Origin of the sequence: Roseateles sp. UC29_93 (assembly GCF_042695725.1) — a bacterium.
GTDB classification, from domain to species: Bacteria; Pseudomonadota; Gammaproteobacteria; order Burkholderiales; family Burkholderiaceae_C; genus Roseateles; species Roseateles noduli_A.
Genome location: NZ_CP170545.1, coordinates 509,269 through 527,047 on the forward strand (window position 1 = coordinate 509,269; position 17,779 = coordinate 527,047).

The window sequence follows — 17,779 nt, forward strand, 5'->3', positions numbered from 1 at the left end:
GCCGCGGAGCACCGCGCTCAGGCGCCCGGTCGCGCCGACCGAAGCCCCACTCCCGCAATCAACGACCCGATCGCCACCAAGCCCGCCCCAGCCCAGAAGATCAGCGGCAGGGGCGCGCTCAGCAGCACCGACGCGAACAGCGCCGACATCAGCGGCGTGCCGTTCGCGGCGAGGCCGAGGACATGGATGTTTCCGCGCAGCACGCCGATGTTCCAGAGCGTGTAGGCGAGCGTCACCGCCGCGCTCGCGAGCGCGACCTGGATGACGATGTGTGTCGTCCAATTCATCGGCGGGCGCTCCGCGTTGAGCATGTGCACGATCCAGAAGCCCGCCGCGCTCAGCGCCATGAAGAACCAGAGCGCGTTCTTGCCTTTGGCCATGTGCTTCGTGCAGGTGCTGTAGAGGGCCCACACGATGGCGCCGATGAAGGCGAGGCCGTAGCTGAGCGGATTCGACGCGGCGTTGTGGAAGAAGCGGCTGAGCGACAGTCCCTCCGGCGGCGAGGACGCCGTGATCACCCCGATGAAGGCGAGCGCCAGTCCGGCGAGCATCAGCGCGTTCGGCCGCTTGCGGTCGGCGATCGCGGAGCACAGCACGGTGAGGCTGGGCCAGAGGTAGTTGACCATGCCGACCTCGATGGCCTCGTGGCGCGTGCGCGCGAACCCGAGCGCCAGCACGAAGCAGAGCTCGTACCCCACGAACAGCGCGGCGCCGAGCCAGAGATAACGACGCGGCAGCTCGCGCAGCGAAGTGCGCGTCGGCAGGAGCAGCAGCGCGGACACGGTGAACAGCACCGCGGGCGCGCCGGTCCGGCCGAGGAATTCGATCGTGCTGCGCGTGACGCCGACGGAGGTGCTCCAGAACAGGATGGCCACGAGGCCCAGCAGCGTGGCGCCCTTCGACAGGTCAGACTTCGACATTCATGCTTTCGTTCAGGGCGACGTTTCTGGCGAATCGTCCGGGAGGCATGCCCACGTGCCGCGTGAACGCCACGCCGAACGGGCCGACGGCGCTGTAGCCGACGCGCTCGGCGATCTCCGCGATCGACAGCTCGCGTTGCCGCAGCCATTGTTTGGCGAGCGCCATGCGCCACGCGAGCAGGTAGGCCATCGGCGCAATGCCCACCGCACGGCTGAAGCGCTCGAAGAAGGCGGAGCGCGACATCGACGCCTCCTTCGCGAGCTCGACGACCGTCCATGGCATCGCGGGCGATTCGTGCATGCGCCGCAGCGCCGACGCCAGCTTCGGATCGGCCAGGCCGCGCACCAGGCCCGGCGTCTGCGCCGTGCTCGCCGTCGAGCGGAAGGCTTCGATGAGGAGCACCTCCAGCAGCCGCGACATCACGATCTCGCGCGCCGGCCGATGGGCGCGGGATTCGTCGCCGACGAGCTGGACCAGCGTCGACAGGCGACTTTCGCCGCGCACGTGGACCCACTGCGGCAGCAGCGACACCAGCAGTTCCGCGTCCGGCGAGCCGAGCACGCAGTTGCCGACGAGCATCCTCATGTCAACCTTCCCGTTCGGATCTCCGATGCGCGCGCCGCCCGGCATCGGCGCGATCGGGGTCGTGACGGGCTCGCCCTCGCGCGGCGGCGGGCGATCCAGGCTCGAGGTCGAGAAGTTGCGCGCGGCCGGAATCAGCACGAAGTCGCCCGGATGGATCGTGATCGTGTCGCTGTGCGACGGCCCGTCGATCGTCACGTGGCACGAACCCTCGAGCGCGACGAAGTAGAACGGACGGCCTGTTTCGCTGCGGCGCACCGCCCAGGGCGCGGAAGCGACGACGAGCTTCGAGAACGGCGCCTGCGGCCGCAACAGGGACACGACTTCGGCCAACGGGTCGACCATCTGGACGATCTCGACAAAGGAATGGACTACGCAGTGTAGTCAGTCCGGATTGCGCCCTCTATCGTGCGGACATCCCCAAGCGAAGGAGTTCCCGATGTCCCGCACTTCCACCGTCCTGATCACCGGCTGCTCGTCCGGCTTCGGCCTCGAGACCGCGCGCTTCTTCCTCGACAAGGGCTGGCGCGTCGTCGCGACGATGCGCACGCCGCGCGAGGACCTGTTGCCGCGCTCCGAGCTGCTGCGCGTGCTGCCGCTCGACGTCACCGATGCCGAGAGCATCCGCCAATGCCTCCGGGATGCCGGTCCGATCGATGCGCTGGTCAACAACGCCGGCGTCGGCCTCCTGTCGCCGCTGGAGGCCGTCGACATGGCCAACGCGCGCGCTCTCTACGAAACCAACGTGCTGGGCACGATCGCGATGACGCAGGCGGTGCTGCCGCAGTTCCGCGAGCGCCGAGCGGGTGTGGTGGTGAACGTCACGTCGAGCGTGACGCTGAAGTCGCTGCCGCTGCTCTCGGTCTACACCGGCAGCAAGGCGGCGGTGAATGCGTTCACCGAGTCGCTCGCGCTGGAGCTCGAGCCTTTCAACATCCGCGCCCGGCTCGTGCTGCCGGGCCGCTCGCCGAGCACGAGCTTCGGCGACAACGCGCGCAAGCTGATGAGCCCCGGCGTGCCGGAGGCCTACGTGGAATTCCGCGATCGCGTCTTCGCCGCGGTCCGCGACGCGTCCACGCCGGTGACCCACGCGCAGGACGTGGCCGAGGCCGTCTGGCGCGCGGTCACGGATCCGCAGGCGCCGATGCGGATTCCGGCGGGGGCGGATGCGGTGGCGTTGGCGACCTCGTTGGCAACGAACTGACGCGAGATCACTTCCCCGCCTGATACACCTTCACGTACTCGACCTCGTACCCGATTGGAAAGATGCCGTCGTCGATCTCCCCGCCGAGGTCGCCGCCGATCGCGAGGTTGAGGATCAGGAACTGCGGCTTGTCGAACGGCCATTGCGCCGTTCCCTTGCCCAGGTTCGGATACGCCGCGTGCACCTGGCCGTCGATGCCGAAACGGATCTCCTTCGGCGTCCAGAGCATCTGGTAGTTGTGGAACTCGCCGCAGGCCGTGGCGAGCTTCCTGCCGTCGCCGACGCCATGCCCGCCGTGGCCCGACGTCGTGTGCACCGTGCTGAACACCCAGTCGGGCTTCTGGCCCATGTGCTCCAGGATGTCGAGCTCCCCCGACGCGGGCCAGTCGCCCTGGCTGCCGAGCATCCAGATCGCCGGCCAGGTGCCCTGCCCGCAAGGCAGCTTCGCGCGGATCTCGAAGTAGCCGTAGGTCCACTCGGCCTTGCCCTTCGTGATCAGGCGCGTCGACGTGTACTTCTGGCCGCCCCAGTCGGGCTGCGACGACAGCGATTCCTTGCGCGCCGTGATCACCAGCCGGCCGTCCTTCAGCGCGGCGTTCTCCGCGCGCGGGCCGGCGTAGTACTGCTTCTCGCGGTTGTGCCAGCCCTGCTTGTTCATGCCGGTGTCGTAGGCCCACTTCGACTCGTCCGGCAACGCGCCCTTGTCGAATTCATCGGACCACACCAGCGTGTACCCCGCCGGCAGTCCGATCGGGCCGGTCGCCGCGCCGCCCTTCCCCGTCGCCGTCGCCGTCTGCGCCTGCGCGAGCGCCGCGCCGCCGTCGATCGCCAGCGCCGCCAGCAAGGGCAAGGCGGCCCAGCGCCGCGTCAGTCGTTGCTTCATGAACGAGGTCTCCGTATTGGTATTCAGCGCTTCGCGCGCCGCTGCAGCAGCTGCTCGGCATCCGCGAGCGCCGCCTTGATCGTCTTCTGTCCGCGCAGCACCTTGTCGAGCTCGGTCTGCACGACCTCCTCCGCGAACTTGGCCTGCTTGTGCACCGGCAGCGCGGTGATGCGCAACGCGTCGTCGCGCCACAGCAGCCGCGCGCGCTGCCCGCCGAGGAAGTCCACCGGCTCGCTGAAGAACGGGTCGTCGTGGACGTCGCGCAGCGCCGGGAAGGCGTCGTAGGACTTGAACGCCTGCAGCTGCTGCTTCGGGTCCAGCGTCATCATCTGGATGAAGCGCCATGCCAGCAGCTTGCGCGACGGCGCGGACTTGCGCGCGATCGCATAGAAGGTGCCGCCATACGGCGCATGCGATCCACCGGGCAGCGACGCCGCGCGCCACAGTCCCTTGGTCTCCGGCGCGACGAACGCGTTGAGCTGCCCCACGAGCCACGCCCCCGACAACTCCGTCGCCAGGCGTCCCTGCTTGAAGCCGGCGCCCCAGTCGTTGGACCACGCCGGCACCTTCGCGTCGAGACCCTTCTGCCGGGCGCGCAGCGACACCTCGAACGCGCGCTCGAAGCGCGGCGAATTCACCAGCACGCGCGACTCGGTGTCGAAGTAGATGCCTTCGCCCGGCTGCAGCCCGTCGGCGATCAGGATGTCCTTGATCTCCTGCACGTTGGCGATCAGGTACACGCCGGTGCGCGCCTTGATGCGCTCGCCCGCGGCGACATAGCTGTCCCAGCTGCGCGTCAGTTCCTCCGGGGGAACGCCTGCGCGCTCGAGGATGTCCTTGCGGTACAGCATCGTGCCGGGCCCGATGTCCGCGGGCATCGCGACCACCGCGCCGCTGCGTGCGATCGCCTGGTCATACGCATACGGCACGATCCGCGGGCGGTAGGCCTCGATGCCGAACGGCGGCTGTCGCAGATCCTCCAGCCCGCCGCCCTGCGCGAATCGACCGACGAAGCTCGACTCCAGCGCCATCACGTCCGGCAGCCCCACCGCCGTCGACAGCGCGGTCGTCATCGCCGTGTGATGGTCGGTGTACTGGCGCATCAGGATGCGCAGCTCCACGTCTGGATGCATGGCCTGCCACGCCGGAATCGCCGCCTTGGCGATCTCGTCCATCAGCGGGAAGGCCGCGATCGTCAGCACCTCGCGCGCCGCCGCCAAGGCGGGAACGACCAGCACGCCCGACCACGCCGGCGCCGTCATCGCCGCGAGCATCCCGCGTCGGGTGAGGCCCTGGCGCACGCGCCCGTCGCGTCCGTTCTTCGCGCTCAAAAGTCGAGCTCCATCGTCATGATCGTGCCTTCACTCAGCGAGCCGCCGGGCGGCGGTCGCAGATAGACGCCGAAGCGCGACGCCTGTCCGGGCCAGCGCTGAGCGCTCAGCGCCGCCATGGCCGTGTCGATGCCGGATTGCGCCTCGCCGGTGTCCGGATCGACGTTGGGCACGACGCAGCGCTCGCAGGCCGCCGCGTGCGTCATGCGGCGCCACCAGCCCTCGCCGTCCCGCCAGACCAACTGCATCAGGTGTTCCTCGATGAACGGCACCAGCGCCTCCTGCATGCCGCGCAGCACGAGGTTGGGCCGCAGCCGCCGCACGTCGACGCGAGCGAGTCCTTCCGCGGCCAGATGCTCGTTGAGCTCGACCACCGATCCCGTGGAAACCGCGTGCAGCGCGTTCGCCGCCGTCGCCGGCGCCGCGTTCCGATCGAGCTTCACGAGCCGGAGGTCGTGGCCGGTGACCTCGCGCAGGAACTGCGCCGCCAGGGCGCCGGCATCCCGACCGCGATGGCTCACCATGCGGTGTTCCTCCGGATGCCAGATCAGGGCATACGTCGCCGCGCCCTCCGCCTCGCGCGACAGCCGCAGCGGCTGCTGTCCCTGCGCGCACAGCAACAGCGCATCAGCCAGCAGCTTGGGCTGCAGCAGCGCCAGCTTCGGGTGCGAACCGAGCCACGCCAGCTCGCCGCGCGCGTCGACGACGATCCACTCGCGGTCGCCGACGATCCGGCCGTCCTCGTCGAAGCGCACATCGGAGACGCGCACCCCGGCGCAGGACTTCACCGGATACACGTACAACGCGTCGACGCAGGCATAGGCCGTGGACGACACCGCCGCGGGATCGCCGTCGATGGCGGCCATGGCGGCGATGACGGAGGTCCGGTCCACGTCGACCTCAGCGCGGCAGCACGTAGGTCGCGATGCAGCGCGGCGGCAGCGCCGCGACGCCCGCCTGGCCGTCGATGCGCAGCGTGAAGCGATGCTCCCGCTCGCTGCGGTTCATCACGACGACGGCGATGCTGCCGTCCTCGTTGACCGCGGCGGTGCATTCGAGGTCCTGGCTGCTCGCCGAACACAGCACGCGGAATGCGCCCGGCTTGATGAAGCGGCTGAAGTGGCCGAGGTAGTCGTACGAGCTCTGCGGCATCAGCCGGTCCTGCTCGCGGTCCGCGAGCATCGGCGCGCTGCACAGGTTGCCGACGTGGTTCGGTCCGCCGGTCTCGTCGAGCAGCAGGTTCCAGTCGATCCAGCCCACCGTCCAGCGGTTCAGGTCGTTGAGGATGCTGCGCCCGTAGCGCTCGCCGGTGTTCCACGAGCCGATGTGCGGTCCGCCTTCCTGGCAGCCTTCGGTGAACAGCAGCTGCTTGTCGGGATAGGCGTCATGCAGCAGGCCGACGTGGTCGAAGTGGTCCTCGACGTACCAGTGGAAGCCGCAGCCCCACACGTACTTCGCGGCCTCGGGATCCGAGTACACGACGTCCGCGCGTTGCACCATCTGGTCGCGGTTGTGGTCCCAGATGACGACCTTGATCCGTTGCAGCCCCGCCGCGTGCAACGCCGGGCCGAGATGGTCGCGGACGAAGTCGCGTTCCTCCTCCGCGGTGTAGACGCACGAGTCCCAGCGCTGCACCGCGTCGGGCTCGTTCTGCACGGACACGCCCCAGACGGGCACCCCTTCGGCCTCATAGGCCTGGATGAACTTCACGTAGCACTGCGCCCAGGCCTTCGCGTACTGCGGCAGCAGCTTGCCGCCGTTGTTCATCTGCCCGTTGGTCTTCATCCACGCCGGAGGACTCCACGGCGACACCAGCAGCTTCATCGGGCCCGGCGCGACCTTCATCGCGGCCTGGATCATCGGCAGCAGCGCGCGGCGGTCGCGGTCGATGTTGAAGTGCGTCAGCGCCTCGTCGCCCGGCACGTCCGCATGCGCGTAGTTGCCCAGCGAGAAGTCGCAGCTGTTCATGTGCACACGGTTGAACGTGTAGCCGTGCCCCGCGTTCGCGTCGAAGTAGGCGCGCAGCAGCGCGTTCGCCTCGGCGGGCGGAAGCTTCTGCCACGTCGTCGCGGCAGCTTCGGTGAACGCGCCGCCGAAGCCCTCGATGCGCTGGAAGCGACGTGCGCTGTTCACCACCAGTTTGGGCATGCCCGCGATCGCGGCATCGGCCATCAGTTGCGCCACCGCCTGCAGCGCCAGCTCGGGCTGCGCCGCCAGGCGCGTCGAGCTCGCCAGGTCCGCGCCTTTTGCGGACAGCGTCCATCGCAGGGACGCACGCGCACCCGCTGAAGTTGTCTCCGTCATCGAACTACCTTTGTTGTCGTGTTCTGAACGGCGCTTGAAAGCGCTTTCATAACCCGAGCATAGAGGCAGTCGGCGTGACGGTCAATTCAGGGATGGCCCGGAGGCCTCACGCGGCCGCTAGCCCTCACCTTCTCCCGCAAGCCCTGACAGCGCGAGTGGTGTCGGTCGTGTCGGTCGCGACGCTGGTCGCGTCCGCGGCGCTCATGCCAGCACGCCCGCGCCGTCGGACGCGGCGCAGACGTGGAACTCCGCGGCGCGGCCATCCGGCGAGCGGTAGCCGCGTTCGACCGCAACGCGGATCTCGTCGACCATCGCGCGCGGTGCGAGTGCGATGACGCAGCCGCCGAAGCCGCCGCCGGTCATGCGCGCACCGCCGTGCTCGCCGATGACGTCCTGCATCAGCGCGGCGAGCGCATCGATCGCGGGGACGGTGATCTCGAAGTCGTCGCGCATGGACTCGTGGGACTCGCGCATCAGGTGGCCGATCGCGGCGAGGTCGCCGCGCGACAGCGCGTCGGCCAGGCCGGCGCAGCGCTGGCTGTCGGAAATGATGTGGCGCGCGCGGCGACGCACCACGGGGTCGAGCTGCCCGCCCAGCCGCGACCACAGCGCGTCGTCGACGTCGCGCAGCGCCTTCACGCCGAGCCCCTTCGCCGCGGCCTCGCATTGCTGCCGGCGCAGGTTGTATTCGCTGTCGACGAGGCCGCGCTGGATCTTCGAATCGACGACCAGCACCGCGATGTCCTCGGGCATCGGGATCGGACGGACCTCCAGGCTGCGGCAGTCGATCAGCAACGCCTGGCCCTTCACACCGAGCGACGAGGACAGCTGGTCCAGCACGCCGCAGCGGCAGCCGGCGTAGACGTTCTCGGCGCGCTGGCCGGCGAGCGCCATCGTCGTCGGCGGCAGCGTCCAGCCGTTGAGCGCGGAGAACGCGTGACCGATCGCCATCTCCAGCGACGCCGACGAGCTCAGCCCCGCGCCCTGCGGCACGTTGCCCGCGATCGACAGCGTCGCGCCGCCGACGGCATGGCCCTGCTCGCGCAGCACCGCGACCATGCCTTGCACGTAGCGCAGCCATTGGGGACTGGCGGAGACGTCCGCCGCGTCGGCGATGCAGAAGCGACCGCGCGCACCCTGGGCATCCCGACCCACAACGCCCACGCTCGCCCCGCCAGGCTCGGCCAACAGGTCGCAGGCGATGACGTCGACGATGTCGTCGTCGCGCCGCGCCGCTGCCACGACCGTGTCGCGGTCGATCGCGCAGGGCATCGCGAAGCCCTCGTTGTAATCGGTGTGCTCGCCGATCAGGTTGACGCGCGCCGGGGCGCGGGTCAGGCGCTCGGGCGACCGGCCGAATGCGCGTTCGAAGCCTTGCACCGCGCGCTCGCGCGGTGTCGCTGGACGGTCCTGGCTCATGCGCCCTCCGCCTGCGCGGCGCGGCGCGCCTGCCGATAGTGCACGGTGTCGCTGACCTCGCGCAGCCGCTGCGCGGCGGTCTCCGGCGTGAGGTCGCGCTGCGCCTCGCCGAGCATTTCGAAGCCGACCATGAACTTGCGCACCGTCGCCGAGCGCAGCAGCGGCGGATAAAAATGTGCGTGCAGTTGCCAGTGGCGGTTGGCGTCGTCGTCCGGCTGTCCGGCGCCGTGCGGCGCGCCGTGCCAGCCCATCGAATACGGGAACGAACACTGGAACAGGTTGTCGTAGCGCGTCGTCAGGCGGCGCAAGGCGACGGCGAGATCGTCCGCCTGCGCCGTCGTCATCGCGTCGAGCCGCAAGGTGGGGGCCTTGGGCAGCAGCAGCGTCTCGAACGGCCACGCGGCCCAGTACGGCACGACGGCGACCCAGTGCCCGGTCTCGACGACCAAGCGCTCGCCCGCGGCCAGCTCATCGCGGACGTAGCGGACCAGCAGCGGTTCGCCGTGCCGGTCGAGGTACTCGCGCTGATGCGCGTCTGCGAGCACGGCCTCGTCGGGCCACTGATCCAGGCCCCAGACCTGTCCATGCGGATGCGGGTTGGAGCAGCCCATCGCCGCGCCCTTGTTCTCGAAGACCTGCACCCAGCGATGGCGCGCGCCCATGTCCGCGGACTGATCCATCCAGGCCCGCACGACGGCGCGCAGTTCAGGCAACTCGAGTTCCGGCAGCGTGCGGGCGTGATCGGGGGAGAAGCACAGCACGCGGCACTCGCCGGCGACCGGTGTCGACTGCAGCAGGTCGGCACCCGCTTCGTCAGGGACAGCAAGGGTCGCCTCGTCCCCCTGCGGCGGCTGCAGCGCCGCGAAGTCGTTCGTGAAGACGAAGGTCCCCGTGTAGTCCGGATTGCGCTGACCGTTCGCCCGGACGTTGCCGGCGCACAGGTAGCAGGTCGGGTCGTGGCTCGGCAGGGGCGCGTCGTCGATCGACTCCTGTGCGCCCTGCCAAGGACGCAACGTGCGGTGTGGCGAGACCAGCACGTGACGGCCGTTCAGCGGATTGCGCCGACGGTGGACGCGGCCAGGCCGGTCGGCCCGCAACGCAACGCCCTCGGGGGACTCAGCGGGGGTGGCGATGTCGGCGACTCGCCCGTCGTGGTGTACCGGGTTCATGTCGGCGATTATCACGAATTTATTTGTTATTAATGGCAGAACTTCACCCGGGTCCCCAGAGCAACAGGGCACATCTCATAAACTCGCCAATTCATTGGGTCCAAAGCGATGGGCCGCAACAAGACAACAGGGAACGCGCGATGGTGGAGGTCTCGGGCAGCCGGGTCTTGACGGTGGAGGGAGACGCGGCGCTGGCCGTCGCCAAGGCCCTCGCCTCGGACACGCGCCAGGCGATGCTGGGCCTGCTCACGCACCAGGTGCTGAACGTGTCGGAGCTGGCGTCGGCGATGAACCTCCCGCATTCGACGGTGAGCTTCAACATCAACCAGCTGCAGGCCGTGGGCCTCGTCTCGGTGGAGGTGGAACCCGGCACGCGCGGTCGGCAGAAGCTCTGCTCCAAGCGCTACGACGAGGTGCGTCTGCGCCTGCCCGGCGCGGCGATCGAGTCGCAGCCCAACGTCATCTCGATCAGCATGCCGATCGGCAGCTACCGTCACGTCGAGGCCAAGCCCACCTGCGGCCTGGTCAGCGAGAGCAAGATCATCGGCATGCTGGACGACTCGCGCTCGTTCTTCGAGCCCGAGCATGTCTACGCGCAGCTGCTGTGGTTCGGCGGCTCGGGCTACGTGGACTACGCCTTCCCCAACAACCTGCCCTACGGCGCGGTGCCCAATCACCTCGAGCTGTCGATGGAGATCTGCTCCGAGGCGCCGCAGTTCAACGAGGACTGGCCCTCCGACATCACGCTCTGGATCAACGACAAGGAGATCGGCACCTGGACCAGCCCCGGCGACTACGGCGGCAAGCCCTCGCTGCTGATGCCGGGCTGGTGGCAGGTCGACCGCACGACGCACGGGCTGCTCAAGCAGTGGAGCGTGGGGGGAGCAGGGCTCGATGATCGACGGCGTCGCGCTGGGCGCGGTGAAGATCGGCGACCTGGATCTGCCGCAGACGAATCACATCAAGGTGCGACTGGGCGTCAAGGACGACGCCCGCAACCGCGGCGGTCTCAACCTGTTCGGCCGCAAGTTCGGCAACTACCCGCAGGACATCGTCATGCGGATCGCGTTCGACTTCCCGCGCGGGCACGGCCCCGATGCGGTCGCCGCGGACGCCTCGGTGTCGTCTCGACCGCCGCGCGAGATGCGCTGAGCGGCTCAGGGTTCACGGCGCTACTGACGCGCTCGCGGCGTCTGACGCGGCCCGTCAGCAACAAGCACACTTGTTATCGACGACACCGCGCTCAGATCGCGATGGCGTCAAGCGTCGTGGCTGTCCGGGTGGTCGGCCACAGCGCCAGGCCACCGGCCAGGCTCCACGCCTGCCCGTGGCCGAGTCGGCGCAACGCCCGCGCCGCCTGCGCGCTGCGGTTGCCGCTGCGGCAGAAGAAGATCACCGGCGTCTGCTCCGGCAGCGCACGCCAGCGCGGCAGTGCGTTGATCAGCGCCGACAGCGGCACCGCCTCGGGCGCGAGTTCGTCGGTGGGGCTCATGCGCGCCTCGTAGGCCTCGCGCACGTCGACCAGCACCGGCTTCGGTCCGACGCCGTCGCCCAACATCGACTGCAGGCTCCCGACGTCGAGTTCGACGCGCTCCGTCGCCCGCGCGCAGTCCACGCGCGCGCCGCAGGCCATCGTCTGGTACTCGGTGGGCGCGAGGTCGCGCTCCAGCACGCCCTTGCCGATCGCGAAAGCCTCAGCGCTCAGGCGCCCCTTCAGCACGCCGTCGAGCAGCGGCTGCGCGCCGCATTCCACGGCAAGCGTCGTCGCAAAGCGGTCGTCGTAGTCGTGTCCGGGCAGCAGCAGGCCGTTCAGGCCGACATTGCGCTCCAGCGTCTTCAACGACGGGCCGAAGGCGGCCGGCGCGCTCTGCTCGAAATCGCTACGGCCCAGCGCGCCCGCCATCACCATGTCGCCGACGAAGGCCGAGATCAGTTCGCCGCCCGCGTGCAGCAGGTAGGCGGTGGAATCTTCCGTATGGCCGGGGATCGCGAGACGCGACAGCCGATGCGCGCCAAGCGCGATCACCTCGTTGCCCTTCGGCCAGCCCAGGGCGTCGACGCGATCGGCCAGCGCTTCCTCGGCGAGCAGGCTCGTCATCGCGTCGCGCAGCGCCTGCGCGGACGAGGCATGGTCGCCATGGCTGTGCGTGTCCAGCACCGCGGCCAAGGTCAGCCCGCGACATCGCATCCACTGCGCCAGCGTGCCGGTGAGTTCGGGCAGCGGGTCGACGACCACGCAGCGGCGGCTCGACACATCGGCGACGACGTAGCAGCAGGCGCCATCGACGGCGAAGCGTGTGAGCAGCTCCGGTGCCTGCGGGGTCTCATTCGGTGCCGGCGTCTGGCAGGTCGCGCGCAGCGACTCGCCACAGGCGCGCAGGCGTCTGCAGGCTTCATCGATGGTCGACTCGGCATCGGCCGCGCCGAAGGACAGACGCACCGCGGCGCCGGCTCGCCACGCCGGCAGGCCCATCGCCTGCAGCACGTAGCTCGGCGCCGCCTTCGCCGCGCCGCAAGCAGAGCCCCCGCTGACGCGCAGGCCGGCGGCGTCGAACAGGTCGAGCAGCAGCTTCGCACTCAGCCCGGGGACCGAGACGTTGAGCGTCGTCGGCAGGCTGATGTCGAACGGCGCGTTGAACACGACGCCGGGGAAGGCCTCGCGCAGCGCGTCGGCCAGGCGTTGGCGACGGTCCAGCAACTGGCCGAGCGACGCAAACACGCCGCCGCCTTCGAGCGCCTCCAGCACCGCACCCAGCGCGGCGATGCCGGCCATGTTCTCGGTGCCGGAGCGCTGCGCGCCCTCCTGCCCGCCGCCGGCCATCAACGGCGTGAACGGGGCGCCCTCGCGGACGTAGAGCATGCCGACGCCCTTGGGCGCGTAGAGCTTGTGGCCGGAGAACGGCGCGTAGTCGATCGCGCGTTCGCCGAGTTGCAGCGGCAGCTTGCCGAGCGCCTGCACGCCGTCCACCAGCCAGAGCGCGCCGGAGCCGCGCAGCGCGTCGGCGATGCCATCGAGGTCGCTGATGACGCCGGTCTCGTTGTTGGCGGCCATCGTGCAGACCAGGCCGGCCGAGGAAGCGTTCGCGCGCAGCCAGGCAAGGTCATGGCGGCCGTCGATGCCGACAGGGATCGCGACGACGTCCAGGTCCAGGCCCAGCAGCGTGTTCCAGTGCCGGAGCGCCTCGGGCACGGCCTTGTGCTCGGTGGCGCCGTAGAGCAGTTGCGGCGGGATGGCCTGGCCGGCCTCGCGCCGTTGTCGCAGCGCGGTCAGCGCGGACAGCACGGCGGTCTGGATGCCCTCGGTCGCACCGCTGGTGAAGACCAGCCGGCCGCCCGGTGCGCCCAGCACGCGCCGCGCGGTGGCGCGGACCGCGTCAAGCCGCGCCCGGGCCTTGAGACCACTGCCGTGGATGCTGCTCGGGTTCCCGAACGCGTCCGCCATCACGGAGAGCGCGGCGTCGCGGGCCTGCGGCAGGACGGGGGTGGTGGCGTTGGCGTCGAGGTAGATTTCCATGGTGGTCGATTGTCAGAATTCACGCTTGGAATCCACGTGCAAAATCCATCTTTCCTTGGCCGATTTCGGCAATTGAATTCCAAGGTTGGCCAACATGACGAAACTGGATTCCATCGACCGAAAGATTCTCGATGTCCTGCAGCGGGACGCGTCCGTGCAGGTGAGTGAGCTGGCGGCGGAGGTCGGGCTGTCGACGACGCCGTGCTGGCGTCGGGTGCAGCGGCTGAAGGAGTCGGGCGTGATCACCCGCAACGTGATGCTGGTGGACCCGAAGAAGGTGAACGTCGGGGTGACGGTGTTCGTGTCGGTGCGGACGAACGTGCACTCGCAGGCCTGGTTCGACCAGTTCCGCGCGGCGATCGAGGCGATCCCGGAGGTCGTCGAGTTCTACCGGATGAGCGGCGACGTGGACTACCTGCTGCGCGTGGTGGTGCCGGACATCGCGGCCTACGACCAGGTCTATCGCCGGCTGATCGCGGGAACGCAGCTGTCGGACGTCAGCTCCAGCTTCGCGATGGAGGAGCTGAAGTTCACGACGGCGTTGCCGTTGTCGTATATCGCGTGACGGCTGGTCCGCTCACCATCTCAGCCAATGTCGCCCAGCGAGCGCTCCCAGCGCCGCCGACATGCCCATCCCGAGCACGTACCAGATCGCGACGAATGGGGCGCCCATCTCGGGGCAGTGCAGCGAGTAGACGCACGCGCCCACCGCGCCCGCAAGCCAGCCTGCCGCCGCCCCGGTCAGCACCGGCCGCGTCGGCGCCAGACCGCGAAGCGCCCACAACAGGCCGACGCCGATCGGCAGCGCCGTCGCCGTCACGTTGAACACGCAGACCCGCCACGTCGTGCCCAGCACCAGCGGCACGCGCGCGGCGGGTTCGGCCATCCACAGCACCACCGCCGCCCAGATCCACAGCAGCGACACCGGCAGCCACACGCCCAGCCACCAGCCGTTCATCCGTGCCCCGGGGTGGCCGAGACGGAACACCACGACCAGGCCGGTCGCGGCCACCGCCAGCGGCATCGCCACCTTCTGCCAGAACACCGCCGTGCCCATCACTTCGGCCAGGTCGGCGCGGATGCCGAAGGCGCCCTGCACCCACGCCAGCGCCAGCGCCACACCCACCAGCAGCGCGACGGCGAAGCGCCGCTCGCCGGTGCGCTTCGGCACCGGGCCGGCATCCTGCGCCAGCAGTCCGATCAGGTCGTCGGTCTTCATGTCATGTCCTTCCACAGTCGCGCCAGCGTCTTCAATCCCCGGTGCACCCCGACCTTCACCGCCGACTCGCTCAGCCCGGTGAGCTGGGCGGTCTCCTGGACCGACAGCCCCTCGACCTTGGTGTGCAGGATCGGCAGGCGCTGGTTGGTCGGCAATCGATCCAGCAGCCGGCTCAGGTCGCGGCGCGAATCGCCGGCCTCGTGGTCGGCGGCCGCGAACACCGCGAGGTCGTCGTCGAGCGGCTCGTTCAGCGCGTCGTGCCGCTCGCGACGACGCCAGAGGTCGACCAGCTTGTAACGCGCGACCGCATGCACCCAGGCCGTCAGCGGCTCGCCGCGGCGGTAGGTCTGACGTTGCGCGTGCACGGCCATCAGCGTCTCCTGCACCAGATCCTCGACCTCGTCCGGCAGCTGCTGCAGTCGCCGCCGGAAGTAGCCGCGCAGCAGCGCCCCCAGGCGCTGGAGGAAGCGGTGGTAAGCCCCCGCATCTCCGTCCAGCCCGGCCAGGAAGAGGTCGTGCAACTCATGTTCTGTCGCGATCACGGGATCTATTCGCGTCATGGGGCCGGAAGGTTACAGGGGGCTCGAAAAAAAGAACCTGGAAATTTCCGGGCGGCGCTGTAACCCCCGGCGCAAATGGCACGAACTAACCCTCGGATGCGACGGACCAATCGGCGCGTTCATCACGCAAACCCACTATCCACCCGCACAAGGAGTGCCCCCATGAAGTCGACCACCCTGAGCCTCGCCCTGGTCACCCTGACCGCCCTGTCCGCCTCCGCCATGGCACAGGACGCCAAGCCTGCCGCCGCGGAGAAGGAACGCTGCTACGGCGTCGCCATGGCCGGCAAGAACGACTGCGCCGCCGGCCCCGGCACCACCTGCGCCGGCACCGCCAAGATGGACTACCAGGCCAACGCGTGGAAGTACGTCCCCGCCGGCACCTGCACGACGATCAAGACCCCCAAGGGCATGGGCTCGCTCTCCGCGATCAAGTCCTGAGCGGCACGCCCTCATGACACACGCGCTGGGCGCCGGCCTGGGCTTCAAACCGGAGTTCGCGGAAGACGCGCTGGCAGCGCGTGATCCGGGACTCTGGTTCGAGGTCCACCCCGAGAACTACCTCGTCGCGGGCGGCCCGCGCCTGGCGCTGCTCGAGACCCTGCGGGCGACACATCCGCTGTCGCTGCATGGGGTGTCGATGTCCCTGGCCGGCACGGCGCCGCCGGATCCCAAGCATCTGAGGCGCTTCGCCGCGTTGGCGGACCGGCTGCAGCCGGCGCTGGTGTCGGAGCATCTGGCGTGGAGCCGCTTCGGCGGGGCGTATGCACCGGACCTGCTGCCGGTGCCGCGCACGACGGAGGCCTTGCGTCATGTCGCGGCGAACCTCTCCCGCATGCAGGACGCGCTGCAGCGCCGTGTCGCCATCGAGAACCCCACGCATTACCTGTCCCTCTCCCACGAATGGGGCGAGGTCGATTTCCTGCATGAACTCGTCCGCCGCACCGGCTGCGGGTTGCTGGTCGACGTGAACAACGTGTTCGTGTCCGCAAGCAACCTCGGCATCGACGCCTCGGCGTGGATCGATGCGGTCGACGGTGATGCAGTGATGGAAATCCACGTCGCCGGGCACCGTGCCGACGCGGACGCCAGCACCGGGCTGTTGATCGACAGCCACGACGCGGCCGTCGCGGCGCCGGTCTGGACGTTGCTGGCGCGATTGACCGCTCGCATCGGTCCCAGACCGACCCTGGTCGAGCGCGACGGCAACCTGCCGCCCTTCGCCGAGTTGATCGCCGAACGCAGACAGGCTCAGTCAGCACTCGACGCGGCAACACGCGCGCCTCATGAGGTGCTCGCATGACGCGCATCGAATCGCGCGCGGAGCCGGCGCTTGAGTCGCTCGCCAGATTTCAGGAAACGTTCTGGCGTGACCTCTGGGCCGCGCCGGAGGACGACACTGCCCGCCCCGCATCGGCGGCCGCTCAGCCCGGCTTCGCCGTCTATCGCAACACCATGTTGAAAGGCTGCGCGGATGCGCTGATCTCGCTCTATCCGGCCGTACACCGGCTGACCGGCGATGCGTGGATGCAGGCGGTGGCACTCGACGCGGTGCGGGCCGACCCGCCAACGGGCGGCGACCTCCAGCACTACGGCGCGCGCTTCCCCGCGTTCCTCGATGTGGCGCTCGCCGGCAGCGAACTGCCCTGGCTTGGCGAGGTCGCGCGCCTGGACCGGCTCTGGAGCGAGAGCCACGTGTCGGCCGATGCGCCGGTACTCGAGGTACCGGCCATCGCAGGACTCGAAGCCGAACGACTCGCCGCGTCGCGGCTGGTGCCGCACCCCGCGGCGCGATGGCGCTGGTGCGCCGGCTGGCCGGCATTCAGCCTCTGGAACGCGGCACGCACCCAAGGCGCCGATCCGAATCCACCGCATTGGCAGGGCCAGGGCGCGCTGCTGACGCGGCCCTCCGGCGCGGTCATCGCGCTCGAGATCGATGCCGCCGATTGCGCCCTGCTCGACGCCTGCGCCGACGGCACACCGCTCGGCGAAGCGCTGGACACCATCCAGGCCCGCCTCCCCGCCTTCGACCCCGGCGCCGCGCTGGGCCGTCTGCTCAATCAAGGCGCCTTCACCGGCGTCATGGAGATCCCGTCATGAACACGATCAACTCCACATCCCGCACCGGACGCGACACCACCTGGTCGCTGGCCACGATCCGCCAGCGCCTGGAGCGCCTCATCTCGCATGACCTCATCGCGCTGGCCTGCCGATTCAGCATCGCGGGCGTGTTCTGGCTGTCCGGCCGCACCAAGGTCGAGGGCTGGTTCACGCTGACCGACACGACCTTCCTGCTGTTCCGCCAGGACTACGCGCTCCCGCTGATCCCGCCGGAATGGGCCGCCTATCTCGCCACGGGCGCGGAGCACCTCCTGCCGATCCTGCTGGTACTGGGGCTGTTCACGCGCCTGGCCGCCCTCGGCGTGCTGGGGATGACGGCGGTGATCCAGACCTTCGTCTATCCGTCGGGCTGGCCGACGCATCTGAGCTGGGCGGCGCCGATGCTGTATCTCCTGGGTCGGGGCCCCGGCCGGTGGTCGCTGGACCACCTATTCAGCCGCGGTATTCAAGCGCGCCCTTGAAACGTCAAGACCGGTCCATATAATCTCCCTGCTAGCACTCGCGATGGTCGAGTGCTAACAAGCCCCGAGGCCCTGGCTGAGGGGCTTACTT

At 69.5% G+C, this 17,779-nt stretch carries 17 protein-coding genes and 1 pseudogene; 7 read left to right on the top strand and 11 right to left on the bottom strand.

The window, feature by feature from the left end; all coding sequences use genetic code 11:
* Window positions 1–17 precede the first annotated feature (17 nt).
* Together yddG and ACFJIX_RS02340 are read right to left on the bottom strand one after the other, a co-directional pair.
* Entirely contained in the window at window positions 18–920 is a 903-nt protein-coding gene (yddG, locus tag ACFJIX_RS02335) for an aromatic amino acid DMT transporter YddG (RefSeq protein ID WP_377157479.1), read from the bottom strand.
* A complete protein-coding gene (locus ACFJIX_RS02340) occupies window positions 907–1,848 on the bottom strand; it encodes an AraC family transcriptional regulator (protein WP_377157481.1) in 942 nt (313 codons plus the stop codon). The genes yddG and ACFJIX_RS02340 overlap by 14 nt, the downstream gene beginning before the upstream one ends.
* Window positions 1,849–1,942: 94 nt before the next feature.
* On the opposite strand from ACFJIX_RS02340, the gene ACFJIX_RS02345 reads away from it, so the two are divergent.
* Window positions 1,943–2,707 carry an SDR family oxidoreductase gene (locus tag ACFJIX_RS02345; RefSeq protein WP_377157483.1) on the top strand — a complete coding sequence of 255 codons (765 nt, stop codon included), beginning with the start codon at window positions 1,943–1,945 and terminating at the stop codon, window positions 2,705–2,707.
* Window positions 2,708–2,714: 7 nt separating this feature from the next.
* On the opposite strand, the gene ACFJIX_RS02350 is transcribed toward ACFJIX_RS02345, so the two are convergent.
* The 6 genes from ACFJIX_RS02350 to ACFJIX_RS02375 all read right to left on the bottom strand — a co-directional run bounded on the left by ACFJIX_RS02350 (window position 2,715) and on the right by ACFJIX_RS02375 (window position 9,813).
* Window positions 2,715–3,590: a family 16 glycosylhydrolase gene (locus tag ACFJIX_RS02350; RefSeq protein WP_377157485.1), complete on the bottom strand. Its 876-nt coding sequence runs from the start codon at window positions 3,588–3,590 to the stop codon at window positions 2,715–2,717.
* A gap of 23 nt (window positions 3,591–3,613) precedes the next feature.
* The gene (locus ACFJIX_RS02355) at window positions 3,614–4,921 is read right to left on the bottom strand and encodes an ABC transporter substrate-binding protein (RefSeq protein ID WP_377157487.1); all 1,308 of its coding nucleotides are present in this window, start codon (window positions 4,919–4,921) and stop codon (window positions 3,614–3,616) included.
* Window positions 4,918–5,814, bottom strand: a complete 897-nt coding sequence (locus tag ACFJIX_RS02360) for an MOSC domain-containing protein (protein ID WP_377157489.1) — start codon at window positions 5,812–5,814, stop codon at window positions 4,918–4,920. The genes ACFJIX_RS02355 and ACFJIX_RS02360 overlap by 4 nt, the downstream gene beginning before the upstream one ends.
* A 7-nt stretch (window positions 5,815–5,821) precedes the next feature.
* Window positions 5,822–7,225, bottom strand: coding sequence for a glycoside hydrolase family 30 beta sandwich domain-containing protein (locus tag ACFJIX_RS02365; protein ID WP_377157490.1), 1,404 nt, complete (start codon window positions 7,223–7,225; stop codon window positions 5,822–5,824).
* Window positions 7,226–7,426: 201 nt separating this feature from the next.
* Entirely contained in the window at window positions 7,427–8,644 is a 1,218-nt protein-coding gene (galK, locus tag ACFJIX_RS02370; RefSeq protein ID WP_377157491.1) for a galactokinase, read from the bottom strand.
* Entirely contained in the window at window positions 8,641–9,813 is a 1,173-nt protein-coding gene (locus ACFJIX_RS02375; protein ID WP_377157493.1) for a UDP-glucose--hexose-1-phosphate uridylyltransferase, read from the bottom strand. Before ACFJIX_RS02375 ends, galK begins: the two co-directional genes overlap by 4 nt.
* Window positions 9,814–9,953: 140 nt before the next feature.
* Between ACFJIX_RS02375 and ACFJIX_RS02380 the strand changes: the two are divergent.
* Window positions 9,954–10,160 (top strand): annotated as a pseudogene (locus ACFJIX_RS02380) (helix-turn-helix domain-containing protein); the annotation flags it as partial.
* Window positions 10,161–11,056: 896 nt separating this feature from the next.
* On the opposite strand, the gene ACFJIX_RS02385 reads toward ACFJIX_RS02380, so the two are convergent.
* The gene (locus ACFJIX_RS02385; RefSeq protein ID WP_377157494.1) at window positions 11,057–13,327 is read right to left on the bottom strand and encodes an aminotransferase class V-fold PLP-dependent enzyme; all 2,271 of its coding nucleotides are present in this window, start codon (window positions 13,325–13,327) and stop codon (window positions 11,057–11,059) included.
* Window positions 13,328–13,430: 103 nt separating this feature from the next.
* Here ACFJIX_RS02385 and ACFJIX_RS02390 point away from each other — a divergent pair, with 103 nt between their 5' ends.
* Window positions 13,431–13,892, top strand: a complete 462-nt coding sequence (locus ACFJIX_RS02390) for an Lrp/AsnC family transcriptional regulator (RefSeq protein ID WP_067283033.1) — start codon at window positions 13,431–13,433, stop codon at window positions 13,890–13,892.
* 12 nt (window positions 13,893–13,904) lie between these two features.
* Here ACFJIX_RS02390 and ACFJIX_RS02395 read toward each other — a convergent pair whose 3' ends face one another.
* On the bottom strand, window positions 13,905–14,546 hold the full coding sequence (locus ACFJIX_RS02395) for an NrsF family protein (RefSeq protein ID WP_377157496.1): 642 nt from the start codon (window positions 14,544–14,546) through the stop codon (window positions 13,905–13,907).
* Entirely contained in the window at window positions 14,543–15,088 is a 546-nt protein-coding gene (locus ACFJIX_RS02400; RefSeq protein ID WP_377157498.1) for a sigma-70 family RNA polymerase sigma factor, read from the bottom strand. The genes ACFJIX_RS02395 and ACFJIX_RS02400 overlap by 4 nt, the downstream gene beginning before the upstream one ends.
* Window positions 15,089–15,268: 180 nt before the next feature.
* Here ACFJIX_RS02400 and ACFJIX_RS02405 point away from each other — a divergent pair, with 180 nt between their 5' ends.
* Genes ACFJIX_RS02405 through ACFJIX_RS02420 form a run of 4 tightly spaced genes read left to right on the top strand, consistent with a single transcriptional unit; the run spans window position 15,269 to window position 17,688 of the window.
* On the top strand, window positions 15,269–15,547 hold the full coding sequence (locus ACFJIX_RS02405) for a DUF2282 domain-containing protein (RefSeq protein ID WP_377157499.1): 279 nt from the start codon (window positions 15,269–15,271) through the stop codon (window positions 15,545–15,547).
* A 13-nt stretch (window positions 15,548–15,560) separates the two neighbouring features.
* Complete coding sequence (locus ACFJIX_RS02410; RefSeq protein ID WP_377157501.1) at window positions 15,561–16,409, top strand: DUF692 domain-containing protein; 849 nt, start codon at window positions 15,561–15,563, stop codon at window positions 16,407–16,409.
* Window positions 16,406–17,206, top strand: a complete 801-nt coding sequence (locus tag ACFJIX_RS02415; RefSeq protein ID WP_377157502.1) for a DNA-binding domain-containing protein — start codon at window positions 16,406–16,408, stop codon at window positions 17,204–17,206. The genes ACFJIX_RS02410 and ACFJIX_RS02415 overlap by 4 nt, the downstream gene beginning before the upstream one ends.
* On the top strand, window positions 17,203–17,688 hold the full coding sequence (locus ACFJIX_RS02420) for a DoxX family protein (RefSeq protein WP_377157503.1): 486 nt from the start codon (window positions 17,203–17,205) through the stop codon (window positions 17,686–17,688). The genes ACFJIX_RS02415 and ACFJIX_RS02420 overlap by 4 nt, the downstream gene beginning before the upstream one ends.
* Window positions 17,689–17,779 lie beyond the last annotated feature (91 nt).

Excerpts from the sequence above, each read along its gene's own strand:
- yddG (WP_377157479.1), bottom strand. The coding sequence starts at position 920 with ATGTCGAAGTCTGACCTGTCGAAGGGCGCCACGCTGCTGGGCCTCGTG.
- ACFJIX_RS02340 (WP_377157481.1), bottom strand. The coding sequence starts at position 1,848 with ATGGTCGACCCGTTGGCCGAAGTCGTGTCCCTGTTGCGGCCGCAGGCG.
- ACFJIX_RS02345 (WP_377157483.1), top strand. The coding sequence starts at position 1,943 with ATGTCCCGCACTTCCACCGTCCTGATCACCGGCTGCTCGTCCGGCTTC.
- ACFJIX_RS02350 (WP_377157485.1), bottom strand. The coding sequence starts at position 3,590 with ATGAAGCAACGACTGACGCGGCGCTGGGCCGCCTTGCCCTTGCTGGCG.
- ACFJIX_RS02365 (WP_377157490.1), bottom strand. The coding sequence starts at position 7,225 with ATGACGGAGACAACTTCAGCGGGTGCGCGTGCGTCCCTGCGATGGACG.
- galK (WP_377157491.1), bottom strand. The coding sequence starts at position 8,644 with ATGAGCCAGGACCGTCCAGCGACACCGCGCGAGCGCGCGGTGCAAGGC.
- ACFJIX_RS02375 (WP_377157493.1), bottom strand. The coding sequence starts at position 9,813 with ATGAACCCGGTACACCACGACGGGCGAGTCGCCGACATCGCCACCCCC.
- ACFJIX_RS02385 (WP_377157494.1), bottom strand. The coding sequence starts at position 13,327 with ATGGAAATCTACCTCGACGCCAACGCCACCACCCCCGTCCTGCCGCAG.
- ACFJIX_RS02395 (WP_377157496.1), bottom strand. The coding sequence starts at position 14,546 with ATGAAGACCGACGACCTGATCGGACTGCTGGCGCAGGATGCCGGCCCG.
- ACFJIX_RS02405 (WP_377157499.1), top strand. The coding sequence starts at position 15,269 with ATGAAGTCGACCACCCTGAGCCTCGCCCTGGTCACCCTGACCGCCCTG.
- ACFJIX_RS02410 (WP_377157501.1), top strand. The coding sequence starts at position 15,561 with ATGACACACGCGCTGGGCGCCGGCCTGGGCTTCAAACCGGAGTTCGCG.
- ACFJIX_RS02415 (WP_377157502.1), top strand. The coding sequence starts at position 16,406 with ATGACGCGCATCGAATCGCGCGCGGAGCCGGCGCTTGAGTCGCTCGCC.
- ACFJIX_RS02420 (WP_377157503.1), top strand. The coding sequence starts at position 17,203 with ATGAACACGATCAACTCCACATCCCGCACCGGACGCGACACCACCTGG.